This is a genomic window from Aminobacter anthyllidis (assembly GCF_018555685.1).
GTDB lineage: Bacteria > Pseudomonadota > Alphaproteobacteria > Rhizobiales > Rhizobiaceae > Aminobacter > Aminobacter anthyllidis.
The window spans coordinates 356625-382721 of the sequence record NZ_JAFLWW010000002.1; the positions used below are offsets into that span (position 1 = coordinate 356625).

General features: G+C 61.2%; 30 protein-coding genes. 8 read left to right on the forward strand and 22 right to left on the reverse strand.

Annotated features, from left to right (window positions below):
* Window positions 1-77 precede the first annotated feature (77 nt).
* On the reverse strand, window positions 78-878 hold the full coding sequence (locus J1C56_RS06875) for a peptidoglycan-binding domain-containing protein (protein ID WP_214387306.1): 801 nt from the start codon (window positions 876-878) through the stop codon (window positions 78-80).
* Window positions 853-2628, reverse strand: a complete 1776-nt coding sequence (locus tag J1C56_RS06880) for a sensor histidine kinase (RefSeq protein ID WP_246591200.1) — start codon at window positions 2626-2628, stop codon at window positions 853-855. Before J1C56_RS06880 ends, J1C56_RS06875 begins: the two co-directional genes overlap by 26 nt.
* Window positions 2629-3073: 445 nt before the next feature.
* On the opposite strand from J1C56_RS06880, the gene J1C56_RS06885 reads away from it, so the two are divergent.
* A complete protein-coding gene (locus tag J1C56_RS06885) occupies window positions 3074-3472 on the forward strand; it encodes a DUF5330 domain-containing protein (RefSeq protein ID WP_214387308.1) in 399 nt (132 codons plus the stop codon).
* A gap of 198 nt (window positions 3473-3670) precedes the next feature.
* Complete coding sequence (locus tag J1C56_RS06890) at window positions 3671-4099, forward strand: SufE family protein (RefSeq protein WP_214388285.1); 429 nt, start codon at window positions 3671-3673, stop codon at window positions 4097-4099.
* 7 nt (window positions 4100-4106) lie between these two features.
* Here the strand turns inward: J1C56_RS06890 and J1C56_RS06895 are convergent, their stop codons facing one another.
* Entirely contained in the window at window positions 4107-4913 is an 807-nt protein-coding gene (locus J1C56_RS06895) for a DUF6456 domain-containing protein (protein WP_214387310.1), read from the reverse strand.
* A 1-nt stretch (window position 4914) separates the two neighbouring features.
* Window positions 4915-5313 (reverse strand): helix-turn-helix domain-containing protein, encoded by a 399-nt coding sequence (locus J1C56_RS06900; protein ID WP_280223803.1) that lies wholly within the window; start codon window positions 5311-5313, stop codon window positions 4915-4917.
* Between the two features lie 241 nt (window positions 5314-5554).
* On the opposite strand from J1C56_RS06900, the gene J1C56_RS06905 reads away from it, so the two are divergent.
* Window positions 5555-5911, forward strand: a complete 357-nt coding sequence (locus J1C56_RS06905; protein WP_246591201.1) for a cytoplasmic protein — start codon at window positions 5555-5557, stop codon at window positions 5909-5911.
* A 17-nt stretch (window positions 5912-5928) separates the two neighbouring features.
* Here J1C56_RS06905 and J1C56_RS06910 read toward each other — a convergent pair whose 3' ends face one another.
* The 9 genes from J1C56_RS06910 to J1C56_RS06950 form a co-directional block, all read right to left on the reverse strand.
* Entirely contained in the window at window positions 5929-6354 is a 426-nt protein-coding gene (locus J1C56_RS06910; protein ID WP_214387312.1) for a Ros/MucR family transcriptional regulator, read from the reverse strand.
* 266 nt (window positions 6355-6620) lie between these two features.
* Window positions 6621-6995: a monovalent cation/H(+) antiporter subunit G gene (gene mnhG, locus J1C56_RS06915; protein WP_214387313.1), complete on the reverse strand. Its 375-nt coding sequence runs from the start codon at window positions 6993-6995 to the stop codon at window positions 6621-6623.
* Window positions 6992-7306, reverse strand: a complete 315-nt coding sequence (locus tag J1C56_RS06920; protein ID WP_420797374.1) for a cation:proton antiporter — start codon at window positions 7304-7306, stop codon at window positions 6992-6994. Before J1C56_RS06920 ends, mnhG begins: the two co-directional genes overlap by 4 nt.
* Entirely contained in the window at window positions 7306-7779 is a 474-nt protein-coding gene (locus tag J1C56_RS06925; protein ID WP_214387317.1) for a Na+/H+ antiporter subunit E, read from the reverse strand. The genes J1C56_RS06920 and J1C56_RS06925 overlap by 1 nt, the downstream gene beginning before the upstream one ends.
* Window positions 7776-9338 carry a Na+/H+ antiporter subunit D gene (locus J1C56_RS06930; RefSeq protein WP_214387319.1) on the reverse strand — a complete coding sequence of 521 codons (1563 nt, stop codon included), beginning with the start codon at window positions 9336-9338 and terminating at the stop codon, window positions 7776-7778. The genes J1C56_RS06925 and J1C56_RS06930 overlap by 4 nt, the downstream gene beginning before the upstream one ends.
* Window positions 9339-9342: 4 nt before the next feature.
* On the reverse strand, window positions 9343-9720 hold the full coding sequence (locus tag J1C56_RS06935) for a Na+/H+ antiporter subunit C (RefSeq protein WP_214387321.1): 378 nt from the start codon (window positions 9718-9720) through the stop codon (window positions 9343-9345).
* Window positions 9720-10139 (reverse strand): Na+/H+ antiporter subunit B, encoded by a 420-nt coding sequence (locus J1C56_RS06940; RefSeq protein ID WP_214387323.1) that lies wholly within the window; start codon window positions 10137-10139, stop codon window positions 9720-9722. The genes J1C56_RS06935 and J1C56_RS06940 overlap by 1 nt, the downstream gene beginning before the upstream one ends.
* A gap of 1 nt (window position 10140) precedes the next feature.
* Window positions 10141-12459 (reverse strand): putative monovalent cation/H+ antiporter subunit A, encoded by a 2319-nt coding sequence (locus J1C56_RS06945; protein WP_338001423.1) that lies wholly within the window; start codon window positions 12457-12459, stop codon window positions 10141-10143.
* A 154-nt stretch (window positions 12460-12613) separates the two neighbouring features.
* Entirely contained in the window at window positions 12614-13066 is a 453-nt protein-coding gene (locus J1C56_RS06950) for an SH3 domain-containing protein (protein ID WP_420797367.1), read from the reverse strand.
* Window positions 13067-13099: 33 nt separating this feature from the next.
* Here J1C56_RS06950 and J1C56_RS06955 point away from each other — a divergent pair, with 33 nt between their 5' ends.
* Window positions 13100-15199: a S9 family peptidase gene (locus J1C56_RS06955; protein ID WP_214387325.1), complete on the forward strand. Its 2100-nt coding sequence runs from the start codon at window positions 13100-13102 to the stop codon at window positions 15197-15199.
* Between the two features lie 43 nt (window positions 15200-15242).
* Here J1C56_RS06955 and J1C56_RS06960 read toward each other — a convergent pair whose 3' ends face one another.
* The 4 genes from J1C56_RS06960 to J1C56_RS06975 all read right to left on the reverse strand — a co-directional run bounded on the left by J1C56_RS06960 (window position 15243) and on the right by J1C56_RS06975 (window position 18405).
* Entirely contained in the window at window positions 15243-16196 is a 954-nt protein-coding gene (locus J1C56_RS06960; RefSeq protein ID WP_214387327.1) for a cytochrome c, read from the reverse strand.
* 10 nt (window positions 16197-16206) lie between these two features.
* Window positions 16207-16644, reverse strand: a complete 438-nt coding sequence (locus J1C56_RS06965) for a c-type cytochrome (RefSeq protein WP_214387329.1) — start codon at window positions 16642-16644, stop codon at window positions 16207-16209.
* A 178-nt stretch (window positions 16645-16822) separates the two neighbouring features.
* Window positions 16823-17419 carry a superoxide dismutase gene (locus J1C56_RS06970; protein ID WP_214387331.1) on the reverse strand — a complete coding sequence of 199 codons (597 nt, stop codon included), beginning with the start codon at window positions 17417-17419 and terminating at the stop codon, window positions 16823-16825.
* A gap of 107 nt (window positions 17420-17526) precedes the next feature.
* Window positions 17527-18405, reverse strand: coding sequence for a branched-chain amino acid aminotransferase (locus J1C56_RS06975; RefSeq protein WP_214387333.1), 879 nt, complete (start codon window positions 18403-18405; stop codon window positions 17527-17529).
* 143 nt (window positions 18406-18548) lie between these two features.
* On the opposite strand from J1C56_RS06975, the gene J1C56_RS06980 reads away from it, so the two are divergent.
* Both J1C56_RS06980 and J1C56_RS06985 read left to right on the forward strand, forming a co-directional pair.
* Window positions 18549-19211: a haloacid dehalogenase type II gene (locus J1C56_RS06980; RefSeq protein ID WP_214387335.1), complete on the forward strand. Its 663-nt coding sequence runs from the start codon at window positions 18549-18551 to the stop codon at window positions 19209-19211.
* Window positions 19212-19391: 180 nt separating this feature from the next.
* Window positions 19392-20132, forward strand: a complete 741-nt coding sequence (locus tag J1C56_RS06985; RefSeq protein ID WP_214387337.1) for a L,D-transpeptidase — start codon at window positions 19392-19394, stop codon at window positions 20130-20132.
* Between the two features lie 74 nt (window positions 20133-20206).
* On the opposite strand, the gene J1C56_RS06990 is transcribed toward J1C56_RS06985, so the two are convergent.
* Window positions 20207-21763, reverse strand: coding sequence for a helicase HerA-like C-terminal domain-containing protein (locus J1C56_RS06990; protein ID WP_214387339.1), 1557 nt, complete (start codon window positions 21761-21763; stop codon window positions 20207-20209).
* Window positions 21764-21903: 140 nt separating this feature from the next.
* Between J1C56_RS06990 and J1C56_RS06995 the strand changes: the two genes are divergently transcribed.
* A complete protein-coding gene (locus J1C56_RS06995; RefSeq protein ID WP_214387341.1) occupies window positions 21904-22125 on the forward strand; it encodes an AbrB/MazE/SpoVT family DNA-binding domain-containing protein in 222 nt (73 codons plus the stop codon).
* Window positions 22122-22511, forward strand: a complete 390-nt coding sequence (locus tag J1C56_RS07000; RefSeq protein ID WP_214387343.1) for a type II toxin-antitoxin system death-on-curing family toxin — start codon at window positions 22122-22124, stop codon at window positions 22509-22511. Before J1C56_RS06995 ends, J1C56_RS07000 begins: the two co-directional genes overlap by 4 nt.
* On the opposite strand, the gene J1C56_RS07005 is transcribed toward J1C56_RS07000, so the two are convergent.
* The 4 genes from J1C56_RS07005 to J1C56_RS07020 form a co-directional block, all read right to left on the reverse strand.
* Complete coding sequence (locus J1C56_RS07005) at window positions 22508-22978, reverse strand: GreA/GreB family elongation factor (RefSeq protein WP_214387345.1); 471 nt, start codon at window positions 22976-22978, stop codon at window positions 22508-22510. The two genes, J1C56_RS07000 and J1C56_RS07005, sit on opposite strands and share 4 nt — an antisense overlap.
* Window positions 22979-23043: 65 nt before the next feature.
* Window positions 23044-24048 carry an asparaginase gene (locus J1C56_RS07010; protein ID WP_214387347.1) on the reverse strand — a complete coding sequence of 335 codons (1005 nt, stop codon included), beginning with the start codon at window positions 24046-24048 and terminating at the stop codon, window positions 23044-23046.
* A 72-nt stretch (window positions 24049-24120) separates the two neighbouring features.
* Window positions 24121-24852, reverse strand: a complete 732-nt coding sequence (locus tag J1C56_RS07015; RefSeq protein ID WP_214387349.1) for an SDR family NAD(P)-dependent oxidoreductase — start codon at window positions 24850-24852, stop codon at window positions 24121-24123.
* Window positions 24849-26012 carry an acetyl-CoA acetyltransferase gene (locus J1C56_RS07020; protein WP_214387351.1) on the reverse strand — a complete coding sequence of 388 codons (1164 nt, stop codon included), beginning with the start codon at window positions 26010-26012 and terminating at the stop codon, window positions 24849-24851. Before J1C56_RS07020 ends, J1C56_RS07015 begins: the two co-directional genes overlap by 4 nt.
* Window positions 26013-26097: the final 85 nt, after the last annotated feature.

Consider the following 26097-nt stretch of genomic DNA (forward strand, 5'->3'; position numbering starts at 1 on the left):
GATCGCAGTTTCGACGAGGCTTCTATAGCGGCTTGGCGTGTATGCGCACAGGCCAATCCGGCCCGAGGCTGCCCTTATCAGTTGGTCAGGCCTATCTCACGCATCTTGACGTAGACACCCGGATCCGGCTCGCCTGTTTCCGGCAGGCCGAACAGGGCCTGGAACTCGCGAATTGCCGCCCTGGTCCTTGCGCCGGGAACGCCGTCGATGTCGATGCCATCATTACCGAAGGCTTTCAGCCCGGCCTGGATCTTCATGATCCGCGCGCTGATGTTCGCGTCGGATGCAGGTTCGGCACGTGCCGGCGTTGGAGCCGGTGTCGCCTTCGGCGCCGCCGCAGGTATCGCCTGTTCGCGTGGCGTCGGTCGTGGCGCTATTCCGGCAGTGGTGTCGGCCGCGCCCAGCTGCTCAAGCAGCTGCGTGTCAACTTCGCCAGTCGCAGCCATGCCGACTTTCTTCTGGTAGGCCTGGATGGCACCACGCGTTGCCGGCCCGTTCAGTCCGTCAACCGTGCCGTCGTAAAAGGCAAGGTCCTTCAGTATGCCTTGCACCCGTTCGATCCGGGGATCGCCTTGCGGCCTGATGACCTCTGCGGCCTCCTGCGGACGGACGATCTTGATCGTCGTCTCGGGCGCATTTTGGTTCATGTCGGGAAACTCGACCGCCTCGCGGGTCGAGAAGAATGCGCCTTTGTGCGCGTAGGGCTGATACCACAGCGCATTCGCCGAGACATAAAACAGCGCCACCATGAACGCCGTAGACCCGCCAACCAGCACCGGATTGCGTGCAATCAGCCCACCCAGAGCCAGGACACCGTCCTGTAGCGGGCTACGCTCCTCAATGACCTGCCGTTTAGCTTGCTTTGCGGAGCGGGCCACTGCGCATCTCCTTGTTCCTGCCGGCCGGAAGCCTCATCAGCTCGCCCTTCGCAGGCTCGGGCCGGAAGGCCGGTCCCTCGATAGGCAGGCTGATGGTGACAGTCGTTCCTTCGCCCGGAGCGCTCTCGATCGACATCGCGCCGTCGTGCAAGGCAACCAGTCCCTTGACCAGCGAAAGCCCGAGGCCCGTGCCTTCGAAGCGGCGGGTATAGTCGTTCTGGATCTGCGTGAACGGCGTGCCCAGCCGCGAGAGATCATCCTGGGCAATGCCGATTCCCGTGTCGGATACCCAGAAGTGCAGGCGCGACCCCAGACGCTTGGCGCCAATCTCGACCCTGCCGCCATCGGGTGTGAACTTCACCGCATTGGAGACGAGGTTGATCAATATCTGCTGCACGGCGCGCCTGTCGGCCTTGACCTCACCCGTGCCGGCCGCCACTTCGACCACGAGGTCAAGAGCCTTTGCCTGCACCTGCAGCGCCAGCATCGAGGCGCACATGTCGACCGCATCGCGGAACTTGAACGGCTCCGGGGTGATCGCATAGCAGCCGGACTCGATCTTGGTCACGTCGAGGATCGAGTTCACCACATCGAGCAGGTGCTGGCCGGAATCGCGGACAATGCCGACATATTCCTTCTGGCGCGGCTCCTTGAAGCCCCCGAACATCTCGTGCATCAGCATGTCGGAGAAGCCGATGATCGCATTCAACGGCGTCCGCAGCTCGTGGCTGACGGCGGCCAGGAAATTGCTCTTGGCAAGCTCGGCACTTTTGACCGCGTCGGCTGCCGTGGCCAATTGGTCACGCAGATCGGCGACCGTATCGTTGGCGCGGACGACCGCAACGAGCGCCTGACCTTCCGCCTTCATCAGCTCGAGTACAAATGGTCGGAAGTTGTCGCCGGCATCGCTTTCATTCTGCTTGGGCAGGCGCAAGCGCAGTTCAACCTCGCGCAGTTGAGCACCGTCGCGCATATCTGCGAGTGCGCAGAGATAACCAACACGATCCGCAACGTGGATGCGGTCGAAAAGAGCTGTCCCCAGCAGGAGTTCCGGCTGCAGCCGCAGCATGGTGCGGGCCTGATCGGACACGTCGGTCACGTCGCCATTGTGAGCAACGCGCAGCACAACCGCCTTGAGGACCTTTTCCAGCATGTCGGCCGGCGCCTCTTGCCGTTCGACACGGCGATCAAGGAATGCGATGGCACGTGCAGCGAAAGTGGCAAGCCAGGCAACCGGCAGAAGCCAATGCCATGCCGATACCGCTGCACCTTCGACAAAAGGCATAGATCCGAGAAGACCTTGCGACAGCAAAGCGACGACGGCCGCGATTGCTCCAAGCTTAACCGCCTTGCGTGTCCGCCAGACCCACAGCGCCTCCAGTGGAAGTGCCGCGACCAGCAATGTCGCCGGCGACGTCAGTCCGCCCGCGGCGGCAACGATCGCAGCGATCGCCGCCGTTGTCACGACAAGTGACGTCGCGCCGATCTGTCCGGTCTTACCGGTGGCAGCAATCAGCAAAGCGGCGAGCCAGCTCAGACTGAAGGCAGCGAAAATGACGGCAAAGGTCGAGGCCGCGCCGAGATTGGCCGACACCAGGAACACACCCGCGCCAGCAACCAGAAAGGGCGCCGCCAGTAGCAAGCCGACCAGGCGCCTCTGGCGCGCGCGCTCGGTGCCATCGGCCGACGGATGGACCAGCCGGTCGCAGCCGCCGGCCATCGCGCCGGAAAACTCACCGTATCTGGTCATGACAAAACTCAATGCTACGCACTCTTCCGTGGCCCGCTTTGCGGCTCTTCTGTAGTTGTCCCAAACTCGCATCGAGCCTTTAATGAAGGGATAAAGCTGGTCGACCCAAACCCGTCTACACGGCGAATATCGGGATCACGGCGCCGACAATCGAGAACAGTTATCGCCATGGTAAACAGGGGGTTATTTGCGGACTTGGCGCTTCCGAATCTGCCTGAAGCCCGTTTCCTGCAGTTTTGCAATTTAAATCAATTGCTTACGAGTCTCATGAGACATTGCTTATACGAACAAGCCTACAGGCCGGGCCAGTCCGTTAAACTTTGGTGAAAAGCCTTCGCAAAATGCCACCATTTGCAGCAATCGCTCCTTTGTTCCTTCATGTCATTGTCGGCTCAACACGAGGTGAGGCCGCAAAGACGGCCCGCCAGACCACAAGAGGCACACCATGGGCTTTCTCGTCAGGATCGCATTCTGGTTCTCGCTCGTCCTTCTCCTTCTGCCGCTCGGCACCGGCCCCAATGGCGAGAACAGCGTGAGCCCGTTGCAGGCCATTTTTGCCGCACGCGAAGCCGTTGGCGACCTCGCAGGCATCTGCGAGCGCAAGCCGGACGTTTGCGAAACAGGCAAGGCCGCGATGCAGACCATCGGTGTCAGGGCTCGCGAAAGCGCCCGCATCGCCTATCAGGCGCTAGACCAGCAGTTCGGCGAGCCCGATACGGCGACGCAGACCGGCAGCGTGCCGGAGGCTGCCGTCGTGCCGACCGTACCCGAAGCTGCAGCCGTGCCGACCGTGCCCTCAACTGCGGCAGTGCCGACCCCAAGGCCCGTGGCTCCGGCCAGCTGATTCCCGATACCGGGCAATCCTGAAGTCCGCGCCTAGGCGCGACAGGTCGCCCCCCCTTTTGGTTCAGCGCATCGGGTCAGCCACGACGGCTCCAAGCCCAATGCGCCAGGCCCCACCGCAGGTCGCCCGCCTCTGGCGCCTGCGGTGCCTTTCTTTTTTCGTGACGGGCAGCAGCGCTGCGACTATATCGAAGGCATCATGACGGCCTCGATAGACACAATCCGCGACGACTTCTCATTCCTCGAAGAATGGGAGGACCGCTATCGCTATGTCATCGAGCTCGGTGAAGCGCTTCCAACCTTTCCTGAAAGTGCCCAGAGTGACACCAACAAGGTGCAAGGCTGCGTCAGCCAGGTCTGGCTGGTGACCCATCTTGGCGAAGGCGCCGACCCGGCCATCCGATTCGAGGGCTATTCCGACGCCCATATCGTGCGCGGGCTCGTTGCCATCATGCTTGCGCTGTTCTCAGGCCATCGTGCCAGCGAGATCATGGCGATCGACGCCGAAGCTACCCTGAAGGAGCTTGGCCTCAACGAGCATCTGTCGCCGCAACGCGCAAACGGCCTGCGTTCGATGGTCAAGCGCATCAAGCGCGACGCCGAGGCGGCGCTCCACCAGATCGCCTAACTTCAGGTCAGCCCAATCTGGGACGATAGTCCTCAGCCCCCCAATGCAGCACCTTGCGGTCACGGCGAACGCCAACGCCAGGATTGTAGTGGCGTGCCAGCACGCCAAGTGCCGACTTGAGCATGACCTTCGCCGACCGGACCGGCCAGCCGCGCTCGGCCTCGACCAGTTCCAGCCCCTTGAGGAAACAGCAGACGTCGATCAGCACGCCCGACAGCTCCGGCCCGACCGCATCGATCGCCATGTCCACGCGTTGCCGTGCGGCGATCGCAGCATCGGTCAGGTCGACCAGCCCGCCGCCGGCGCCACGCTTTCCCGACGACACGCTCGCCACCCAGTTTGCGCCCATGCGTGGCATGATCTGGCCACGCGTGTAGTCGGAGCGTAGCCGTTCACCGGCGACGAACTCATCATGGCTCAGAAACGGGTCACCTGCCTTGGTCTTGCGTCGCACGAGTTGGCTGAGCGGCGATTCCGCCAGATTGATCAGCGCGGCATGCTGCCCTGACGCAGTGTCGATGATGACAGTGTCCAGTTCGCGGTGCTGCCGCTGGAATGCTTCGGTCGTGCTCGCCTCACGCCGCGCGGCCGCCTGCCCTTCCGGTGACAGCCGCACAGTCCGCAAATCGCGGCTGACCAGACCTTCGCGGGCAAGAGCCGCTAGAGAAGCCGCATCGACGCCAATCCGCTCGCCCTTGTCGTTTTCGAGCAAGATCTTGCCACCGTCGGCAGCCGGTTCGCATTGGGCGGGCCCCTTTGCCAACAGCCTGAACACGCGCTTGCGTAGCTTTTCGTCGACCACATCGTTGCTCATCTCAACGCTCCAGCCTGTCGCGAAACGCCGCAATCGCCACGCGCTCGGCAAGGGCGACGATCCGGTCGAAGTCGGCGTCATCGCGCAGGTCCTCCACCGTATGGCAGGCATAAAGCACCGTCGTGCGGTCGCGCCCGAAACCGCGGCCGACGTCGCTCATGGAAAAGCGAAGAACGACATGGGCAACATACATGGCAATCTGCCTGAGGCGGCTGATGTCGTTGCTGGTTCGGCCAAGCCGGCGAAGCTCCTTGCTTGGCACGCCAAACAGTGCCGCCATCAAATCGATCATCGCGTCGCAGCGCTCCACAACCTCGTCGCGCCGCATTTCGGCAAGCAGCTCAAATGACGAACGTTCATCCTTGGCAGCAGCTTCGCGCGCCTCGTTTTGCCGTTTCACCAGTATTGCCGACGTGGATCCCACCAAACTCGTTCCTTTTCAAAAATAGGAATAAGTTCTTATACCCATGGCGCCGCTGGGTGTGAACAAAAAATGAACGCTCCGGCAACGACAGTAATTTCAACACACTGAAATCATTTGATCTTTTATTTTTCCGCACGGAAATCTCGGTGCGGTTTTTCCCCACCCTGAAAACCGCCCGCATCATTGCCCGATCAGAGACACAGCAGGCAGGATCGCGATGCGGGATTTTTCAGGGGAAATTGCAGCGTTCAGAAGAGAAAAGCTGACCGAGTTCACCGATGCCAGGCAAAGAGCAGCGTTGCAGCTCTGCTGCGGGATCGAGCTTTCGAGTGCATTGTCGGGAGGGCCGGCACCGACATTGGCCCTGCTGAAGCGCCTCGAGCGGGCAATTGAACGAGAGCGGCTCAGAGGCGTCAATCGCCACTGGAGCTACGACCTCAATCGCCACATCGCGCTCAAGCAGGTGCGCGACCGGCTGAAGGGCGTGTTTCCCGGCCAGCCGGGAAGGCTGTCGCTGCGGCCGCGCCGTATCAGGCCAAAACGCAATGCGGCGCCCGAAGGCGCCGCTCGCTGAATATCTATCGACGGGCGTTACTTGGCCTTGCGCTTGCGGCCCAGGCCCATCTTCTTGGCGAGCTGCGAGCGCGCAGCCGCGTAGTTGGGCGCCACCATCGGATAGCTGGCGTCCAGGCCCCACTTCTCGCGATACTGGTCCGGCGTCATGTTGTAGTGCGTCATCAAGTGACGCTTCAGAGATTTGAACTTCTTACCATCTTCAAGGCAGATGATGTAGTCGTCATGCACCGAGCGCTTGGGATTGACTGCCGGCTTCTGCTTGTCGGCAGGCGGCGTCTCGGCAACGTTGCCAACGCGGCCTAGGGCTGCGTGGACATCTGCGATCAGGCCCGGAAGTTCTCCCACCGGAACTGGATTGTTGCTGACATAGGCGGCCACCACATCGGCGGTCAACTCGATCAGCGTGTCGTTGTTGGTTGCAGGCGTTTCGGAAGTATCCATATGCTTAGGCCCCAATGTGACTGGATGTTTTTTTGCCCGATGTTGCGACCGGGATGCGGTGCGTTCTTGTATCGCAAATTGCCTTTGCGACTCGCACTCCATCACTTTAATGAGCCTGTCGACAGAACAAGTCAATTCACTATTCTTTGTGAACTACAATAACAATGATTTCAACACACCTCTAACAAATGAACCTTTTTGATACGCTATCGTTATCGAGTGAGATCAAGTTGGACAACGCTGAAAGTTGTCCCATGGGGTCATTGTCAACGATCAGCAGCAAACGGGCCGTTCTTCTTTGATGCTGTCGCCGTTTCAGCCAAATCGTCGCTCACAGAGCCTTGCCACATGCGATAACCCGCCGAATAAGCCGCTTTGGCAAGCAAATGAGCAGAGATTGGCGCGGTCAACAGAAAGAAGACGACTCCCGCCAGCGCGCGTAATGTTGTGGCGAATTCGCCGATATGCACAGCAAGCGCAATCAACATCAGACAAGATCCCAAAGTGCCAGCCTTCGAGGCAGCGTGCATGCGCGTATAGACGTCAGGAAGGCGCAACAACCCAATAGACGCGGTCAGTGCAAACAACGCGCCGATCACAATGAGAACTCCGGCCAGATAGTCGCCGATACCGTCGATCATGGCCTCTCCTTCTCGGCCTCTTCTTTGTTGCCATCGACACCGCCGCTCATCACAAAACGTGCAAATGCAACGGTAGCCAGGAAGCCAACAAGACCGAGCGCAATGGCGACATCGACATATAATGTGAAGCCGGAACGCACCCCGAGCACGGCAATAAAGCCGATAGCAACGGCAACAAGCATGTCGAGCGCCAGTATCCGGTCCGGCAATGACGGCCCCTTCAGTACGCGCACCACCACCAGCAGAAACGAGATGGTGAGCACACCGAGCGCGAAGATCGTGCAGATGTTGAGGAAAGCAGTTCCAGACATCATCTGAATGCCTCCAGTATTCTGCGCTCGAACCCTTGGCTGATGTCGCGGCGCGCCTGTTCAATATCTGAGCAATCCATTCCGTGGACGAACAGGGTGCGACGGTCATCGGAGACGTCGACCGACAATGTACCAGGCGTCAGAGTGATCAGATTGGCGAGCAATGTGATCTCGAAATCCCGATCAACCTTCAAAGGATAGGCAAAGATACCCGGCTTGATGTCCATGCGTGGCGATAGCACCAGCTTCGCGACCTTGAAGGCTGAGAGAACAAGTTCCTTGATGAACAATGCTATGAGCAAAAGCAACGCTACGGGGCGAATGACAGCCTTGGTGGCTTGAAGCTGCTCGCGCACCAGGAACAAGACGACCCAGCCGATCGCAAATCCAAAGGCCAGATTGGGGACCGAGTAGCTTCCCGAGATGGCGACCCAGACCAGGGCCAGTATCAGTTCGTTGCGAAACGGGATCATGATCCAATTCCCGCCGGAAAGACTGCATGTACATAGGCCGATGCGTCGAGCAACCCGCTGGCGGCGGTCGTCGCGATTCGAATGAATGGCTCTGGTGCAATCCCCATCGCAAGCATCGCCAAGACAAGAACCACAAGGGCTGTACAACCCAGCGCCGACAGCGCGCCTGCGGTCGTCGTCTGGTCACCTGATACCTCGACGCGCCAGAAAGCCAGGATGAACACACGGCCGAGCGCGATGGTCGCCAGGAAGCCACTCAGCAGGATGGCTGCCGCGATCTGCCATGCGCCGACATCGAGCGCAGCCCGCACCAGCATCACCTTGGGCCAAAGCCCCGAGCCGGGCGGCAGGCCGGCCACTGCCAGCGAGACGATGAAGGCCAGGCCGGCAAGAATTGGGCTTGCGCCATAAAGCCCAGACAGCCTGTGCAGTGAAAAGCTTCCGCCACGCTGGCGCATCAGACCGCCGAGCAAGTAGAGCGCGGACAATGCAAGCATCGAATGCAGCGCGTAGAATATTGCCCCTGACAGCCCACCGCTGCTGCCGAGCGCGATGCCGGCAAGCATGATGCCGACGCCCGAAATGACGAGGAACCCGGCGATCCTGCGGATGTCGGATTGTGCCAAGGCGCCAAGCGCGCCGATCAGCATCGTTGCAACCGCCACCCAGCCAATGACGCCAGCCAGTACCAGCCGCTCGGCGGCGAAGATCATCACCAGCGTACGCAGCAGCGCGTAGATGCCAACCTTGGTCAAAAGGCCGCCAAACAGCGCGCCGGTGATGACAGGCGGCGTGTGGTACGAGGCCGGTAGCCAAAAATTGAGCGGAAAGGCCGCCGCCTTCATGCTGAAGGCGAGCAGATAGAGCGTGGCCAGCGTCATCAGCGGGGCGGCCTCGCCGATCTGCCCTGCCTTGGTGGCAAGGTCCGCCATGTTCAGCGTGCCGAAGGTTCCGTAGAGATAGCCGGTGGCGATCAGGAACAGCGTCGTGCCGACCAGGTTGAGGATTGCATACTTGGTGGCGCCGTCAATCTGCGCCTTTTCCGATCCCAGGATGAGCAAGCCGAAGGACGAGATCAGGAACACTTCGAACCAGACATAGAGGTTGAACATGTCGCCGGTCAGGAAGGCGCCGCTGACGCCTGCCATCATCAACATCAGGAATGGATAAAAGCCGTAGCGTCGGCCGGTCGCATCGACGTCGCGCACCGAATAGGCGCAGCAGACGAGCGCCACTATGGATGCCGTCAGCGAGAAAGCGGCGCCCAGCGCATCGACGGTGAAGGAGATGCCGAACGGCGGCAGCCAACTGCCCATGGTCATCGAGACCGGGCCCTTGTCCAGCACCATCCGCAGCAACAGGCCATTCGTGCCAGCCATGGCCGCCAGTACAACAAGCGCCAGCAACGCATGCCAGCGAACGTTGTGCCGGATCATCAGCAGCACAGCACCCGCAACGATCGGCAGCAACACCGGGGCTATGACAAGCCAGTCGGCCGCCGCAATCGGCCCGGCAATCATCGCTGCGGTCCTGTCGACGACCTCGCCTTGCACAGCCATTCGCTCAGTACCCCATCGGCGGCAGGCCGTCGTCGGCCGGTTCGGCAACTCGCATGCCGTCGGTGTCGTCGGTGCCGATCTCCTGGTAGGCGCGATAGGCAAGCACCAGCAGGAAAGCGAAGAACGAAAACGAGATGACGATGGCTGTCAGGATCAGCGCCTGTGGCAATGGGTTGGCCACGGCACCTGCCGGCACGTCGAGACCTTCGGCGATGATCGGCGGCACCTCGCGCATGATCCGGCCATTGGTGAAGATCAGCAGATTGACGGCGTTGCCGAACAAAACGACGCCGAGCAGGATGCGGATGATGTGCCGCGACAGCATCAGGTAAATGCTGGCAGCGAAGAACAGGCCGACAAGGATTGCGAAGACGGCTTCCATCAATCGTGCTCCCGGTCTTCTAGGGCGAGCGCGATCGAGGTGAACGACCCGACCACAACGAGATAGACGCCAATGTCGAAGACCATGACCGTTGACAGGTCGACGCTCATGCCAAAGAGGCTTGGCGCGCTCCACAAACCGGTCAGGAATGGCATTCCAAACAGCAGTGACGGTAACCCGGCAACAGCGGATGCAAACAGTCCAAACCCGGCAATCGCCATGGGATGGAAATAGAGCGCGCGCCTGACGGCCGGCACGCCAAACGCAATGCCATGGATTGCGAAGGCCGAAGCCGCGATCAACCCGCCGGTGAACCCACCGCCTGGCTCGTTGTGGCCGCGCAACAGCACGAAGACCGAAAACATCAGCATCAGGCAGGTAAGAAAGGGGGTCGCGGTCCTGAAGATCAGCGTCTGCATGCTACGCCTCCTCTGCCACTGTCGCGCGCACTTCCACCTTCTTCGATCGGATGCGTACCAATGCCAGTATCGCCAGCCCCGTGACCATCACCACGGCGATCTCGCCTAGCGTGTCGAGGCCGCGAAAGTCGACGATAATGACGTTCACGACGTTACGGCCATGGGCGATCGTCTTGGAGTAGGTGTTGAAGAACTGCGACAGCCGGTCGTCGAACGGCAGTTGCGTCACTTTCAGCAGCAGCAAGGCAAAGCCAGCGCCGCATGCTCCGGCAATCGCCATGTCCACCAGCTTCTGCCCGAACGGCCGGTGATCGGTCGGCGCAAGTCTGAGCCGCGTCATCACCAAAGCCAGGATCACCACCGACAGCGTCTCGACCATGAACTGGGTGAACGACAGGTCAGGCGCGCCAAACAGCATGTAGAGCAAGGCGACCGCAAAGCCCTGGATGCCGAGCGAAACGATAGCCGTGAGACGGCTGCGCGCGTGGACCACCGCCGCGACACCGATCACCGCTATGGCCAACACACCCCATTCATAGAAGCGGAACTCCGGGATGCTTGGAATGGAAGGCAGTTCGTCAAACAGCATCATCGGCAACAACAGGGCCGCCGCCACCGCGATGAAGGTGACGGTCATATAGATGTCGAGACGGCCATTGTGGATGACACGGGTCAAGCCAGTCGCAAGGCGCAACAGTCCGCGCAGCGCCTGGTCAAAGCCCTGGTCCGGCCCCCAGCCTATCGTCTTAAGGACACCCACCATCGCCCCGCGCAGCCTGTCCAGCCCGAGATAGGCGGCGACACCCAGCGCAACCGTAAGGCCGGAAAGCAGCAGCGGCACGCCTAGGTGGGGAATTGTCGAGATGGTGACATCGACCGGGCTTCCAGCGACGGCACTGGCCGTAGGCGACGAGAAGAAACGGTGAATGATAGGCGAGACGAGTGCAGCGGCAAGCCCCGAGGCCCCGAGCACGACCGGCCCCAGCCACAGCGACATCGGCCCTTCATGTGCCGCCTTTGGCGCCTTTGCGGCAGCGCCCACGAAAGGTCGAAGCGCAACGGCAAAGCCGATGGCAAACATCAGCGCATTGCCACAGATGGCAACGACCAGCAACGCGGCCTGCCAGCCTTCGGGCGCACCAAGCGCGGCGTAAATCTCTTCCTTGGCAAGGAAGCCGAAGAACAACGGCAACCCGCCCATAGAAAGTGCCGCAAGCATTGCTGCGACGAAGGTGACCGGCATGGCTTTGCGCAGGCCGCGCAACCCGGTGATGTCGCGCGTGCCCGTCTCATGGTCAATCAGGCCGGCGACCATGAACAGCGCGCCCTTGAACATCGAGTGCGCAATCAGATAGAGCGCCGCCGCTTCGATCGCCTTGTCGGAACCGAAGCCGGTCAGCATCACCAGGAGCCCAAGCGAGGCGACGGTGGTGTAGGCAAGCATCAGCTTGAGATCGGTCTGCCTGACAGCCAGCAGCGTGCCGACGGCCAGCGTGACGCCGCCGAACATCGGCAGGATCGTTTCCCAGGCTGCTGTGTCCCCCATGGCAGGATTGAGCCGCATCACCAGATAGACGCCTGCCTTCACCATGGTCGCCGAGTGCAGGTAGGCCGAAACCGGTGTCGGCGCCTCCATGGCGTTAGGCAGCCAGAAATGGAAGGGAAACTGCGCCGATTTGGTGAAAGCGCCACCCAGGACCAGTATGAGGGCAACGAGATAAAGCGGGCTGTTACGCAAGGCATCGCCGGCGGCGAGCAGGGATGAAAGCTCGTTCACACCGGTTGCCTGCGATATCACCAGCAGGCCGCCGAGCAGCGAAAGCCCCCCCAGGCCGGTCACCAGCAGCGCCTGCAACGCCGCACGCCGCGAGGCCTCCCGGCCATGATCGAAACCGATCAGCAGGAACGACGTTATCGACGTCAGTTCCCAATAGACGAACAGCATCAGGAAGGAATCCGAGACCACCAGCCCCAGCATCGCGCCCATGAACAGCAGGATGAACGAGAAAAACCGTCCCTGATGCGGGTGCCCTTTGAGATAGCCGCCGGAATAGATGACGATCAGAATACCGATACCCGAGATCAGCAGCGCAAAGGTCAGGGACAGGCCGTCGAGATACCAGGAAAAGCGCAGACCAAGGCTTGGCGCCCAGTCAAAGCCAGCTGAAACAGTAGCACCGGAGCCCACAATCCCGAGCATTCCGGCGAAATGCACGAACACAAGCAATGGAACCGCAGCAAGCACCCAGCCGGCATTGTGTTTCATCACGCGGGTCAGGAGCGGAGCGAAAAGCGCGCCGACAAATGGCAGCATGAGGATAAGGAAGGTCAGCGTGCAGGCCCTCTTAACGTCTCACGTTATTACAGCTAGGGCATAGACTCCCTGCCACGTGGGGGCAACCCTGAACGGACCTTGTCAACGACAAGTGTCGGACTGGGTCGTCCTCGGGGAGCTGAGTGTGGTCAATATGCTGTCAATACGGCGTGATGTACTTGCCGTAGACCCAGCCGGTCACAAAATGTCCGTTCTGGGCAGGGTCATGCCAGACTTGGCACCAGCGATAGCGAACCTGCTGCTCCTGCTTCCAATCGGGCAGATGCGAAATGTTCAGCAGATCGATACCGCCGGTGCACTTGCCGGTCATCTGCAGCACCATGCCATTGGGATAGGCAGCCTGTTTCTGCGAACCGTTGGAAGGATATTTGCGGATGTTCAGCGTATCGCCAAACGGAACATCGTTCACCTGCCAGGCGGCGAACGCCGCCGCATGGGATTGGCCGGCCAGCAGCCCAACAGTCGAGGCGACGACAAGTGCCGCGGTTACTTTCGTTAGCATGTTCATCTCCTTCCGGCAGGACCGGTCAATTGGAACGTTGACGAAACAATGCAACTCACCCCTTGAACCCGCCCTGATCGGCGTGTTCATTCGCCATTCAAGATTCATCCCATGCGAGACCTGATGACCAGACCTGCCATTTTCGCCGATGTCGCCGCGCCCTCGACCGAGCGCCGCCCCGTCTCCGACACACGCCACGGCATTACTCGTGTCGACGAATACGCATGGCTGCGCGCCGACAACTGGCAGGAGGTGTTCCGCGACCCAAGCGTGCTTGATCCTGCGATCCGCAGCCATCTCGAGGCGGAAAACGCCTACCAGGCCGAACTGATGGCCGACACCGCCGATCTCAGGAAGGCGTTGTTTGCTGAAATGAAGGGCCGCATCAAGGAGGACGATTCCTCGGTGCCGATGAAGGATGGTCCCTTCGCCTATGGCTCGTCGTTCAAGAAGGGTGGCGAGCAGCCGCGTTACTTCCGTATCCCCAGCGAAGGCGGCGCGGAGGAGATCATCCTTGACGGCGACAAGGAAGCCGAAGGCCATGCCTATTTCAGGCTTGGCGGGCTCGACCACTCTTCCGACCATAGCAGCCTGATCTGGGGCTTCGACGACAAGGGTTCGGAGTTCTATACGCTGCGCGTCCGCCAGTTGTCTGATGGCACCGACCTGACCGACGTCGTCGGCGACACTGGCGGTTCGGGCACATGGGACGCGGCCAATGCCGGCTTCTTCTACACCCGCCTTGACCCCAATCACCGGCCGTCAAAGGTCCTCTACCATGCGCTCGGCAGCGACGCCGCGTCCGACCGGCTGATCTACGAGGAAACCGACCCCGGCTTCTTCATGAATGTCGGTGGCACGCGCTCCAACGAATGGATCATGATCTCGATCAGCGATCATGAGACCTCCGAGTACCGCCTGTTCCCCGCCACCGATCCACTGGCAGCCCCCAAGCTGGTGGCGGCACGCGAGATCGGCCTGCAATACGATCTCGAAGAAGGCGGCGACATCTTCTTCGTGCTGACCAACGTCGACGGCGCCAAGGATTTCAAGATCATGACGGCACCCGTCAGCGATCCGGTGCGCGCGAACTGGAAGGAGCTCGTCGCTCATGAACCGGGCCGCCTCATCCTGTCGGTAGTCGGCTTCAAGGACTTCATGGTCCGCCTCGAACGCAAGGAAGGCCTGCCCCGGATCGTCGTCCATGAGCGCGCGACGGGCGCCGAGCACCTCATCTCGTTCCCCGAGGAGGCGTTCTCGCTTGGGCTGTCGGGTTCTTACGAATACGACACCGACACCATGCGCTTTTCCTATTCGTCGATGACCACCCCGTCGCAGCTGTTCGACTACAACATGCGGACACGCGAGCGGACCTTGCTCAAGACTCAGGAAGTGCCCTCCGGCCACAACATCGAGGACTATGTGACCCGCCGGCTGATGGCTCCGGCGCCGGACGGCGAACTGGTGCCGATCTCGCTCATCCATCATCGCGACACCCCACTAGATGGTACGGCACCTTGCCTGCTCTATGGCTACGGTTCCTATGGCATGACCATTCCCGCCTCGTTCAACACCAACTGCCTGTCGCTCGTCGATCGCGGCTTCGTTTATGCCGTTGCCCACATCCGTGGCGGCAAGGACAAGGGCTACGCCTGGTACGACGACGGCAAGCGCGCGACCAAGGTCAACACCTTCACCGACTTCATCGCCTGCGCGCACCATCTCGTTGCCGAGCGCTATACGTCGCACGAGCGCATCGTCGCGCAAGGCGGTTCGGCCGGCGGCATGCTGATGGGGGCAGTGGCTAACATGGCGCCCGAGGCCTTCGCCGGCATCATCGCCGAGGTGCCCTTCGTTGACGTGCTGACCACCATGCTCGACGACACCTTGCCGCTGACGCCGCCGGAATGGCCTGAATGGGGCAATCCGATCGACTCGGAAGCGGACTACAAGACCATCGCCGCCTACTCACCCTACGACAATGTCGCCGCTGTCGACTATCCGCCGATCCTGGCGGTCGCCGGCCTCACCGATCCGCGCGTCACCTATTGGGAGCCGGCCAAATGGGCGGCGCGGCTGCGCGAGCGCAAGTCGGGCAACAGTCCTGTGCTGTTCAAGATCAACATGGATTCGGGCCATGCCGGCGCCTCCGGCCGTTTCTCGCGACTCGAGGAAGTTGCCTTCAACTATGCTTTCGCATTGAAGGTCGCCGGGCGTGCCTAGTCATTGAGATGGGAGACCGGCGGGCCTGTGGCCGCCGGTACGCTTAACCAGCCGGCTTCGGCTGTTGCGCCGGGTAGCCGTTGGGATGCGGCGGGATCGCCTTAAGATAAGCGGCGATCGCCTCCCGGTCCGCTGCGGTCAGCCTGGCCATGTTCTTCTGAACCTCGACCATTGTCCCGCCCACCGAATCGAATTCCGGCGTAAAGCCGGTTTCGAGATAGCCGGCGATGTCGCCTTCGGACCAGCCGCTGATGTCTTTGCCTTCTGGCGTGATGTTTGGCACGACGCCATCGCCTTCCGCAGCCTTGGCGCCGGCCAGCCACTGGCCCTTCTCGGTGCCGCCGGCAAGGCTCCGCGGCGTATGGCATTCGCCGCAATGGCCCGCACCTTCAACAAGATCGCGGCCGTGGAGCACGGTCTCTGGCGTGCCCTCGGCAAACGCCACCACGGGCTCATTGCCGAGATATAGCTGCTTCCACAGCCCCAGCCCGCGCCGGATGTTGAAGGGGAACGCAAGGTCGTGGTTGGGCGCCCTGCCCTGCACGGCTGGAAGCGTTTTCATGAATGCGTAGAGGTCGGCAACATCAGCAGGCTTCATGCGGGCGTAGGAGGCATAGGGAAATGCCGGGTACAGGTGCTGCCCGTCGCGCGAAACGCCTTTCAGCATTGCATTGGCGAAGTCTTCGAGCGACCAGTCGCCGATGCCGTCATCGGGGTCGGAAGAAATGTTCGGTGCCACAAAGGTGCCAAATGGCGTCTTGAGCTCGACGCCGCCCACCAACTGCAAGCGCACGTCGCCTTCGGATTTCGGTTTGGCATGGCACGAGGCGCAGCCGCCGGCATCGAAGATGCGCTGCCCGCGGGTTGCGTCACCGGTTCCCAATGCCGCGAGCGCCTCTGGCCCCAGCTTTTCTGGTACCGTCAGCCACCAGAGAATTGCGGCCCCGGCGCCGCCAAGCGCCAGAGCCGCAACTGCGATTTTGCTGAAAACAGCCATCCGCTAGCGGTCAGCCCTTCTTCACGCGGAAAGCCTCGTGGCAGGTGCCGCAGGTCTGGCCGATCGTGCCCACCTGCGCCTTCAGTGCATCGACGTCCGCGGCGGGACTTGCGACCGCGGCTGCCGTGACGGCCTTGAACTTGTCGACTTCAGCCTGGAACCCGGCCAGGTCTTCCCAGATCTTGGGCGAAGCGGTGGTGTCGCCCTGGTCGCTCCCGGCGGGGAACGAGGCTGCCACATCGATCTTCTGGACGTTGTCATTGAGAGCAGTCAGGGCCGCGACCACAGCCGCCGCATCAAACGGAGCTTCGCCCTTCACCATCTTCACAAGTGTGCCGACTTGCTTTGCATTCTCCTTCATCACCGCCTGTCGGTCAGCGATCACATCGGCGAATGCCGCGGTGGTAGCGAGCGCTAGCGCTGCAATGGCAAACACAATTTTCTTCATCAGGTCCTCTCTGGGTTGCAAATGCTGCCTAGGGCCAACGGCGAAACTGGCCGAATTCGTCCGGAAATTCTCTTCACGCTTGCGTGACTGTTAGTCTTTTTCAAACATTGCCACCCAAATGCAAAAAACCCCGGCAGAGCCGGGGTTTTCGTTCGCAACATATGGACCGAGATTAGGTTCAGGCCTTTTCGTAAAGCTCGAGCACGTAGTCCCAGTTGATCAGGCTGTCGACGAACGCCTCGAGGTATTTCGGGCGGGCGTTGCGATAGTCGATGTAATAGGAATGCTCCCAGACGTCGACGCCGAGGATCGGGGTCGCGCCGTGAACAAGCGGGTTCTCGCCGTTCGGGGTCTTGGAGATGGCGAGCTTGCCGTCCTTGACCGACAGCCAGGCCCAGCCCGAACCGAACTGGGTCGTGCCGGCAGCAATCAGGTCCGCCTTGAACTTGTCGTAGCCGCCGAGATCGGCATCGATCGCCTTCTGCAGTGCGCCAGGCAGCTTGTTGCCGCCGCCGCCCTTCTTCATCCATTTCCAGAAGTGGACGTGGTTGTAGTGCTGCGCGGCATTGTTGAACAGGCCGGCATTCTTGCCGAACGACTGCTTCACCACCTCTTCAAGCGACAGCTTGTCCATGCCTGCTTCCGCAGCCAGCTTGTTGCCGTTGTCGACATAGGCCTTGTGATGCTTGTCGTGGTGATACTCGAGCGTTTCCTTCGACATGAAGGGCTGCAGCGCCTCGTAGTCGTAGGGCAATTCGGGCAATTCAAAAGCCATGGATCATACTCCCTTGCTGGCAATTTCGCGGCATGACTATGCCGTCTACAGATAGGTCGTCATCATCGTGGAAACAGATGAGAGGCAGTGTTTTTTCTTCGCTGCACTCAGGCCTTGCCGGTAGAGTGAGCCCACTCCCAATATAGCTCGCGCGATTTTTTTGCTACCGGTCCCGGCTGCAGATTTCGATCTTCGATGCGTGTCACCGGAACGACCTTGGAGTAGTTGCCGGTGGAGAAGATTTCGTCCGCTTCGAGGAATTCGCGCACCGATAGCGTCTTCTCGATGACGGTATAGCCACGGTCGGCAAGCAACGACATCGTGCGGCTGCGGGTGATTCCGGAAAGGAAAGTTCCATTCGGTGCCGGCGTGAACACCTGGCCGTTCTTGACGAGGAAGATGTTGGAAGAACCGGTCTCGGCGACATTGCCCAGCATGTCGAGCACCAGCGCATTGTCGAACCCGCGCATCTTGGCGTCGAGAATAGCCCGGCCATTATTTGGATAGAGGCAGCCTGCCTTGGCGTTGGTCGGCATGGTTTCCATGCTCGGGCGGCGAAATGGCGACAGGCCGATCGAAAATCCTGTCGGTGGCAGCATTGGTGATTCGTAGAGGCACAGGCAGAACCGCGTCGATGCAGGGTCGGCCGGAACCCCCATATAGCCGCCATGCTCGGCCCAATACATCGGCCTGATATAGACCGCCGTCTTGCCGTCGAACTTCTTCAGCCCGTCCCAGGTCAGCCCGACGATCTGTTCGGGGCTCATCGTCGGTTTCAGGCCCAATGCGATGGCCGAGGAATTGACCCTCCGCGAATGGGCTTCAAGGTCCGGCGCCACGCCCTCGAACCAGCGGCCGCCGTCGAACACGCTGGAACCAAGCCACATGGCGTGGCTGCGCGGGCCGATGATTGCGACGTTTCCCTCATGCCAGTCGCCGTCGACAAAGGTCCAGGTCGTGGATTGTGCAGCCGCCGCGAGCATCATGATTTCGTTTCCCGTCGCATCCTGTTGATCGCTGGCATCGAAAAGCCTTTGGCAGGTCCCGTCAACCAGCAGCAAGCTGAAATATTGGAGCCAGCGGATAGTTGTGCTTGCGCTCGCTGCCAAGCCGTTGGAAAACCACAAGCATGCGCCACGCCGCCTACATATTCGATGCCTATGGCACGTTGTTCGACGTGCACGCCGCCGTTCGCCGCCACGCCGTCGACATCGGCCCGGATGGCCAGCTCCTGTCCGAGATCTGGCGGGCCAAGCAGCTCGAATATTCCTGGGTCCGCACTTTGATGGGCGCCTATCTCGATTTCTGGCAACTCACCGAGCAGGCGCTCGACTTCGCCTTCAGCAAAGTGCCCTCTGTCGACCCGACGATGCGCAGCAAGCTGCTCGACGCTTATTGGCAACTCGACTGCTATCCTGAGGTTCCCGCTGTCTTGCGCAATCTGAAAGACAGCGGCGCGCGCCTTGCCATCCTGTCCAACGGCTCGCCGGCGATGCTGGAAGCTGCGGTGCGTTCGGCCGGGCTCGACCTCATTTTGGATGAAGTTTTCTCCGTCGACAGCGTCCGCCGCTTCAAGACGGACCAGTCGGTGTATGATCTGGTGGCCAGCAGCTGGCGCCTCTATCCTGAGGCAATATCGTTCCAGTCGTCCAATCGATGGGACATAGCAGGGGCCGCCAAGTTCGGCTGCCGCACCGTCTGGATCAACCGCGCCGACCAGCCGGACGAATATCGCGACTTCCCGCCATCCCTGATCCTGCCGTCGCTGGAAGGTTTAGTTACAATTGGTTAGCTCACCATAGGTCAGCTATGTTGCCATAACGCAACAGTGATTGGCGCGTCACATCGTTGCCATGCTTTGTCCACCCTCAGGTCAGATTTTGACCCGCCTATCTCCGTGAGCGTTAAGGGGACGCCGACCGCTTCCCTTGAATTCACCATTTCTTTCGAACTGGAATCCTAGATCGCAGCCATGCCCACATTCATTGATTCATCCCGCCCCCTCAGCAGGCGCGGCTTTCTCAACCTGGCGGCCGCAAGCGCTGCCACAGCAGCTCTTTCAGCCTGCTCGACCGTCAGCGGAGGCGGCCAGTTCGTTGAAGCACCACAGATCGTCCCGCCGACGCCAACCATCGACCCGGCTTTCGGCGACTATGTCAGCATGTATGGCCCCGTCAGCGACGAAGGCTATGAGGTTCCCGGCATTCCGATCAAGAAGGTGAAGCCCCAGTTCCTTCGCCAGGTCGTTGCCGATCCAACCGGCGAACGTCCAGGCACGCTCGTCGTCGACACCTCGACACACTTCCTCTACCTGGTCCGCGAGAACGGCGAGGCGATCCGCTATGGCGTCGGCTTGGGCCGCGCCGGATTTGCCTGGTCTGGCCGCGCCGTCATCCAATGGAAGCGCAAGTGGCCGAAGTGGACGCCGCCGGACGACATGATCGGCCGCGACCCGAAGCTCGAGAAGTACAGCGTCCGCAACGGCGGCATGGCGCCTGGCCTGAACAACCCGCTCGGTGCGCGTGCGCTCTACATCTTCCAGAATAACGAAGACACGCTCTACCGCGTCCACGGTTCACCGGAATGGTGGACGATCGGCAAGTCGGTGTCGTCGGGCTGCGTGCGCCTGATGAACCAGGACATCATGGATCTTTACGACCGCGTGCCTTCCAAGACGCCGATCCTGGTTACAAGCGGCCTCGGCATGGCCTGACCTCAGGCTTAATCGCCAACAAAAAACGGCGCGTCATCGACGCGCCGTTTTGCTTTGGCCGGAAGACTGTCGGGTCAGAAGCCCTTCTTCAAGCTTCCGAGAATTCCACGCACCAGCGCACGGCCGACCGACGAGCCAACGGAGCGCACGACCGACTTCAGTGCCGCTTCGGTCACCGTCTGCCGGTTGGATGTCCTCGGCCTCGGCGCATTGCCGGTGTTGCGGCCGCCCGAAGCCGGCGGCGCGTCATTGCCAAAGCCCGGAATGGTCCAGCCACCGCCGCCGCCCGTGTTCGCCTGCTGAGCTTCCTGCTGGGCCTTTTGCGCGTCGAGCGCCTTCTTCTGCAGCATTTCAAAGGCCGATTCGCGGTCGACAGTCTCGTCGTACTGACCGGCGACCGGGCTCTCATTGATTAGCTTCTGTCGCTCCTGCGGCGTGATCGGTCCAAGCCGCGATGCCGGCGGCCGGATCAATGTCCGCTGAACCATCGATGGCACACCCTTAGCCTCGAGCGTCGACACCAGTGCCTCGCCGGTGCCGAGCTGGGTGATCGCCTTGGCGCAATCGAAATCCGGATTCGGACGGAAGGTATCCGCCGCCGTCTTCACCGCCTTTTGCTCACGCGGCGTGTAGGCACGCAACGCATGCTGTACGCGGTTGCCAAGCTGGGCCAACACGGTTTCGGGGACGTCGAGCGGGTTCTGGGTGACGAAGTAGACGCCGACGCCCTTCGAACGGATCAGGCGCACGACCTGCTCGACACGGTCGACGACGATCTTCGGCGCCTCGTCGAACAGCAAGTGGGCCTCGTCGAAGAAGAACACCAGCTTCGGCTTGTCGGGGTCGCCGATTTCCGGCAGCACCTCGAACAGCTCCGACAGCAACCACAGCAGGAAGGTCGCGTAGAGCCGCGGGTTCATCATCAGTTTGTCGGCGGCGAGCACGTTGATCGCGCCGCGGCCGTCGCGCGTCGTGCGCATGATGTCGGCGATCTTCAGTGCCGGCTCGCCGAAGAAATGATTGCCGCCCTGCTGTTCGAGCACCAGCAGCGAACGCTGGATCGCGCCGACCGACGGCCTCGTGACATTACCGTAGCGCGCGCCGATTTCCTCGGCACGATCGGCGATGTTGGCCAGCAATGACTGCAAATCCTTCATGTCGAGAAGCAGAAGCCCCTCTTCGTCGGCAATGCGGAAGGCGATATTGAGCACGCCTTCCTGCGCGTCGGTGAGGTTCATCAGCCGCGAAAGCAGCAGCGGCCCCATCTCCGAGACCGTCGCGCGGATCGGATGCCCCTGTTCGCCGAACAGGTCCCAGAAGATCACAGGAAACTCCTGGAACTCATATGGATCGAGCTTGATCGCCTGGGCGCGCGCGGTGAGAAAATCCTTGGCCTCGCCCATCATGGCGATGCCCGACAGGTCACCCTTGATGTCGGCGCAGAACACCGGAACGCCGGCATTCGAGAAGCCTTCGGCAAGGATTTGCAGCGTCACCGTCTTGCCGGTGCCGGTCGCGCCAGTAACCAGGCCGTGGCGATTGCCGTATTTCAACAGCAACTCTTCGGGTCGTTGATAGCTATCGTCCGGCTTGCGGCTGGCACCAATGAAAATGCTGTCGTCCTGCGCCATGGGCGTTGTCTCCGGCAATGCTATTTTCCGACCGCAGCTGCGGCCACCTGCAAGGTATAGTGGCCGTCCACGCAAGCGACAATGGCTTGGTTCCGGCGAGCACGCATGTTATACATGAGTTATAACATGGAGACATTGCCATGAACGTAACGGTTCGCAAGATCGGAAACTCGGAAGGCGTGATCCTGCCGAAGGAAGTGTTGGAACGGCACAATCTCAAAGCCGGAGACACGCTTGAGATTGTCGAATCCAATGATGGCCTCACTCTTAAGCCTACGGACGACGCATTCGAGCGGCAGATGGAAGCTGCAAACAAGTTCATGGACAAGTACAAGGTGGCGCTTCAGAAGCTTGCCGAATGAGCCCGCAGTTTCTGAACCGGCGCGTCGTTGAGGCTATGCATGCGGAACAGCTCCGGCGGCATGGTGGTGCGCAAGGGCTTCGCGACGAAAACGCCCTGGAATCGGCGCTTGCCCGCGCAGAGAACAAGGCCGCCTATGGCCATCCGACCATCATAGAATTGGCGGCCGCCTACCTGTTCGGAATCGCGCGCAATCATGCGTTCGTTGACGGCAACAAGCGAACCGCCATCGTCGCCGCAGGCACGTTCCTGGCGGTGAATGGCTATGAGCTGACTGCTGACGATGGAGCGCTCTATTTGTTCGTCATGGGCGTTGCAGCCGGCGAAATCGATGAAGCCGGTGCGACCGCCTTCTTCCGCGATCACACGATTGCGGTCGAAAGCTAGCTGCCGAGTTCAATGATCTCCCATTCATGGCCGTTGACCGAGGCCAGGTCGCCAACGGACTTGCCAAACAGCGCTATCGCCATCGGCGAGGAGTGGGAGATGCGGCCCTTGGCGGCGTCAGCTTCGTCCTCGCCGACAATCTGCCAGACGTTGTGCTTGCCATTGTCGTCCTCGACGACGACCTTCATGCCAAAGCGGACAACCGTGCTGTCGGGCTCGGGAATGGAAACCTCGGCGGTTTCGCGGCGGGACTGCCAATAGCGCAGATCGCGCGACACAGTCGCAATGCGCTCGCGATCTGCGTCGGCCTCGGCCTTCGCCAAATCTTCGCGCAGGCTTGCAAGCTGGGTCTCGATATGAACCAGCCCCTGCTCTGTCACCAGGTTTCGCGACGCGCTTACAGGTCGCTCGCCAATGTCGGCGATTACGTTCTCGCTATCGTCTTCGCGGGTAAAAGCTCTGCTCATCAATCGAACCTAGGTGTTCGCTGCATGGATAACAAGCCAGCCAGGCTGACCCGCTCATTGCGCCCTCAGCCGAATGCAGCGGTGGGCCGAAGCGACGCAACTTCGATGCCGTTCCAGTTTTTAAGCACCGGATTGGCAGCCTTGATCATGCTACCCGCCAGCGCTTCATCACGTGCCAAAAGCCTGGCGAGGACCGCCGCGATCATAACCTCGGCCGCCCTGCCCGCGCCGTCGTCGCATTTCAACGCGATTCCGACCCCGAGTTCGGGTACGGCCGCGCAAAACACGCCTTCGGCGCCAACCTTGACGAAGATCCGTCCGGGTGCAGTCTGCATCAACTCCGTATCGGCCCTGTCGGTTCCCGCGACCAGAAAAGGTTCGGCCATGCAGGCTGACATCAGCCGGCGCGCTGCCCTTGCCCTTTCCGTGCCGAGACCGTTGCCGGTGACCATTCGCGCGAACCCAAGGGCAAGGTTTTGCAGCGGCACGGCAAAAGTCGGGATCGAACAGCCGTCCGTGCCGCGATTGGCCTCGTTGTGCGCGGCCCCGGTGACGGCTTCCATAGTTTCCCGAACCATCTCCTGGAAGCGATGCCCAGGCCTGACATAGCCCTGATGCGCAATGTCGAGATGGCGGCAGGTGCACACGAAAGCGGAATGCTTGCCCGAGCAATTGTTGTGCAGCGCGCTTGGCGACGCCCCGCCGCGTGCCAGCGCAATGGTGGCAGCGTGGTTAGACGGCCAGTGCGCGCCACATTCGAGGGCGTCAACCTCAAGTCCAGCCCTGGCGAGCATGGCATTGGCGAGTTCGGCATGAGCGACCTCGCCGGAATGCGAGGAGCAGGCCAGCGCCAATTCGCGTTCACCGAAGCCATACGCGTCGGCCGTACCGCTTTCGACAAAGGGCAGCGCCTGGATTGCCTTGACTGCCGAGCGCGGGAACACCGGCTGCTGTGTGTCACCTGTAGCCCAGACCTGCTTGCCATCGCCATCAACGACGGCCACCGCGCCACGATGCACGCTTTCAACGAGGTCGCCACGCAGCACCTCGACAAGAACCGGATTTGTCATTGTTTAACGAGCCTTCATGCGCTTGCGGACGACTTTCACGGGCATGCCACCTGCCACGCTAGCAGTGCAGCATCATGCCCTGTCACCCGATAGCGCGGCGGCAAGGAATCCGCCATCCACTGCAAGTGTATGACCGTTGACATAGCTTGCCTCCGGGGAAAGCAGGAAGGCAACGGCGGCAGCTATCTCCTCGGGCTCGGCATAACGTCCTTGCGGCATCAGGCGAGCTGCGACCCCGCCACCATTGCCAGCTGCCTCGGTCTCTGTCGGCCCGGCAGCAATGGCGTTGACACGAACGCCGCGATTTCCGGCCTCCAGAGCCAGTACCTCGGCCATCAACTTCAGTCCGGCCTGTGAGGCGGCAACGGCGAGCTTGCCACGATGAGCGCGCAGGCCTGCGACCGAACCAACATTGACGATGGATAAGGAGGCACCCATCCGCTCAAGCGCGGCCTTGGCGGCAATGAAGGGGCCGACGAGATTTACGTCCAGTGCTTCGCGCAACATTTCAGCGCTGGTGTCTTCGGCACTTGCATGGCGGTCAAAACCAGCCACGGCCACCAATCCGCCAACGAGGCCGAGGCTGTCCACCACCTGGTCGAAAGCTTCGGCGACATTGTCCTCGTCGGTTGGATCAGCTTCGATGAAAACGACATCGTCATTGTCGATGGCGTCTGCAGCGGCGGCAAGTGCCGCCGCATCGCCGTCGATCATCGCCACCGGCCAGCCATCTGATATCAGGCGCTCGGCCACGGCAAGGCCGATGCCCGACGCACCGCCGATGACGACGGCCGAATGCCTCATCTGATGCGATCCAGGATCGACACGTAGTTGGCGACCGCCGCACCACCCATGTTGAAGATGCCACCGAGCTTGGCGTCCTTGACCTGGATGCCGCCAGCCTCGCCGGTCAGCTGCATTGCGGTCAGCACGTGCATCGAAACGCCTGTAGCGCCGATGGGGTGTCCCTTCGACTTGAGACCGCCGGAGGGATTGACCGGCAGGCGGCCGTCCTTGGCGGTGATGCCTTCCATGGCGATCCGGGCACCCTCGCCGCGCGGCGCGAGCCCCATCGCCTCATATTCGATCAGCTCGGCAATGGTGAAACAGTCATGCGTTTCTACGAAAGACAGATCGTCGAGGGAAACGCCTGCCGATTTCAGAGCCTGGTTCCAGGCTATCTCGCAGCCTTCGAACTGCAGGATGTCGCGCTTCGACATCGGCAGGAAATCCTGCACGTGCTCGTTGGCACGGAAGGCAACGGCGCGGCGCATGCGCAATGCCGTCGTGCTGTCGGTCAGCACAAGCGCTGCAGCGCCATCCGAAACCAGCGAACAGTCGGTGCGCTTCAATGGCCCGGCGACAAACGGGTTCTTCTCGCTCTCCTTGCGGCAGAAGTCGAAGCCGAAATCCTTGCGCATCTGGGCATAAGGGTTGTCGACGCCGTTCTTGTGGTTCTTCGCTGCGATCATCGCCAGCGCGTCCGACTGGTCGCCATAGCGCTGGAAGTAAGCCTGGGCGATCTTGCCGAAGACGCCAGCGAATCCTGCCGGGGTGTCGCCGTCCTCCGGCAAATACGATGCCTTGAGCAGGTTCTTGCCGATTTCGGGCCCAGGTGTCGTCGTCATCTGTTCGGCGCCGACCACCAGCACGATCCGAGATCCGGCATTCACCGCCCGGATGCCCTGCCGCACCGCAGCCGAACCCGTGGCGCAGGCGTTTTCGACGCGCGTCGCCGGCTTGAAGCGCAGGCGGTCGTCGGCCTGCAAGACCAGGCTCGCGGTGAAATCCTGGGCGGAGAAGCCGGCATTGAAATGGCCGAGCACGATCTCATCGACCTCGTCGGCTCCTATGCCGGCATGCTCGAGCGCCTCGCTGGCAACCTTGGTGATCAGGCTTTCCAGCGTTTCGCCTTCAAGCTTGCCGAAGCGCGAATGCGCCCAGCCAACGATGCATGCGGTCATCACTGCCTCCAATCGCAGGGCGCATGTTGCGCCATTTCAGGGGTGAATCCAACGGCTCTATTCAGTTCAATATTGAACAAATCTC

What these genes read in the sequence shown, in the direction of transcription:
- J1C56_RS06880 (WP_246591200.1), bottom strand. Translation starts at nt 2,628, where the DNA reads ATGACCAGATACGGTGAGTTTTCCGGCGCGATGGCCGGCGGCTGCGAC.
- J1C56_RS06885 (WP_214387308.1), top strand. Translation starts at nt 3,074, where the DNA reads ATGGGCTTTCTCGTCAGGATCGCATTCTGGTTCTCGCTCGTCCTTCTC.
- J1C56_RS06890 (WP_214388285.1), top strand. Translation starts at nt 3,671, where the DNA reads ATGACGGCCTCGATAGACACAATCCGCGACGACTTCTCATTCCTCGAA.
- J1C56_RS06895 (WP_214387310.1), bottom strand. Translation starts at nt 4,913, where the DNA reads ATGAGCAACGATGTGGTCGACGAAAAGCTACGCAAGCGCGTGTTCAGG.
- J1C56_RS06905 (WP_246591201.1), top strand. Translation starts at nt 5,555, where the DNA reads ATGCGGGATTTTTCAGGGGAAATTGCAGCGTTCAGAAGAGAAAAGCTG.
- J1C56_RS06910 (WP_214387312.1), bottom strand. Translation starts at nt 6,354, where the DNA reads ATGGATACTTCCGAAACGCCTGCAACCAACAACGACACGCTGATCGAG.
- mnhG (WP_214387313.1), bottom strand. Translation starts at nt 6,995, where the DNA reads ATGATCGACGGTATCGGCGACTATCTGGCCGGAGTTCTCATTGTGATC.
- J1C56_RS06920 (WP_420797374.1), bottom strand. Translation starts at nt 7,306, where the DNA reads ATGTCTGGAACTGCTTTCCTCAACATCTGCACGATCTTCGCGCTCGGT.
- J1C56_RS06925 (WP_214387317.1), bottom strand. Translation starts at nt 7,779, where the DNA reads ATGATCCCGTTTCGCAACGAACTGATACTGGCCCTGGTCTGGGTCGCC.
- J1C56_RS06930 (WP_214387319.1), bottom strand. Translation starts at nt 9,338, where the DNA reads ATGGCTGTGCAAGGCGAGGTCGTCGACAGGACCGCAGCGATGATTGCC.
- J1C56_RS06935 (WP_214387321.1), bottom strand. Translation starts at nt 9,720, where the DNA reads ATGGAAGCCGTCTTCGCAATCCTTGTCGGCCTGTTCTTCGCTGCCAGC.
- J1C56_RS06940 (WP_214387323.1), bottom strand. Translation starts at nt 10,139, where the DNA reads ATGCAGACGCTGATCTTCAGGACCGCGACCCCCTTTCTTACCTGCCTG.
- J1C56_RS06950 (WP_420797367.1), bottom strand. Translation starts at nt 13,066, where the DNA reads ATGAACACGCCGATCAGGGCGGGTTCAAGGGGTGAGTTGCATTGTTTC.
- J1C56_RS06955 (WP_214387325.1), top strand. Translation starts at nt 13,100, where the DNA reads ATGACCAGACCTGCCATTTTCGCCGATGTCGCCGCGCCCTCGACCGAG.
- J1C56_RS06960 (WP_214387327.1), bottom strand. Translation starts at nt 16,196, where the DNA reads ATGGCTGTTTTCAGCAAAATCGCAGTTGCGGCTCTGGCGCTTGGCGGC.
- J1C56_RS06965 (WP_214387329.1), bottom strand. Translation starts at nt 16,644, where the DNA reads ATGAAGAAAATTGTGTTTGCCATTGCAGCGCTAGCGCTCGCTACCACC.
- J1C56_RS06970 (WP_214387331.1), bottom strand. Translation starts at nt 17,419, where the DNA reads ATGGCTTTTGAATTGCCCGAATTGCCCTACGACTACGAGGCGCTGCAG.
- J1C56_RS06975 (WP_214387333.1), bottom strand. Translation starts at nt 18,405, where the DNA reads ATGATGCTCGCGGCGGCTGCACAATCCACGACCTGGACCTTTGTCGAC.
- J1C56_RS06980 (WP_214387335.1), top strand. Translation starts at nt 18,549, where the DNA reads ATGCGCCACGCCGCCTACATATTCGATGCCTATGGCACGTTGTTCGAC.
- J1C56_RS06985 (WP_214387337.1), top strand. Translation starts at nt 19,392, where the DNA reads ATGCCCACATTCATTGATTCATCCCGCCCCCTCAGCAGGCGCGGCTTT.
- J1C56_RS06990 (WP_214387339.1), bottom strand. Translation starts at nt 21,763, where the DNA reads ATGGCGCAGGACGACAGCATTTTCATTGGTGCCAGCCGCAAGCCGGAC.
- J1C56_RS06995 (WP_214387341.1), top strand. Translation starts at nt 21,904, where the DNA reads ATGAACGTAACGGTTCGCAAGATCGGAAACTCGGAAGGCGTGATCCTG.
- J1C56_RS07000 (WP_214387343.1), top strand. Translation starts at nt 22,122, where the DNA reads ATGAGCCCGCAGTTTCTGAACCGGCGCGTCGTTGAGGCTATGCATGCG.
- J1C56_RS07005 (WP_214387345.1), bottom strand. Translation starts at nt 22,978, where the DNA reads ATGAGCAGAGCTTTTACCCGCGAAGACGATAGCGAGAACGTAATCGCC.
- J1C56_RS07010 (WP_214387347.1), bottom strand. Translation starts at nt 24,048, where the DNA reads ATGACAAATCCGGTTCTTGTCGAGGTGCTGCGTGGCGACCTCGTTGAA.
- J1C56_RS07015 (WP_214387349.1), bottom strand. Translation starts at nt 24,852, where the DNA reads ATGAGGCATTCGGCCGTCGTCATCGGCGGTGCGTCGGGCATCGGCCTT.
- J1C56_RS07020 (WP_214387351.1), bottom strand. Translation starts at nt 26,012, where the DNA reads ATGACCGCATGCATCGTTGGCTGGGCGCATTCGCGCTTCGGCAAGCTT.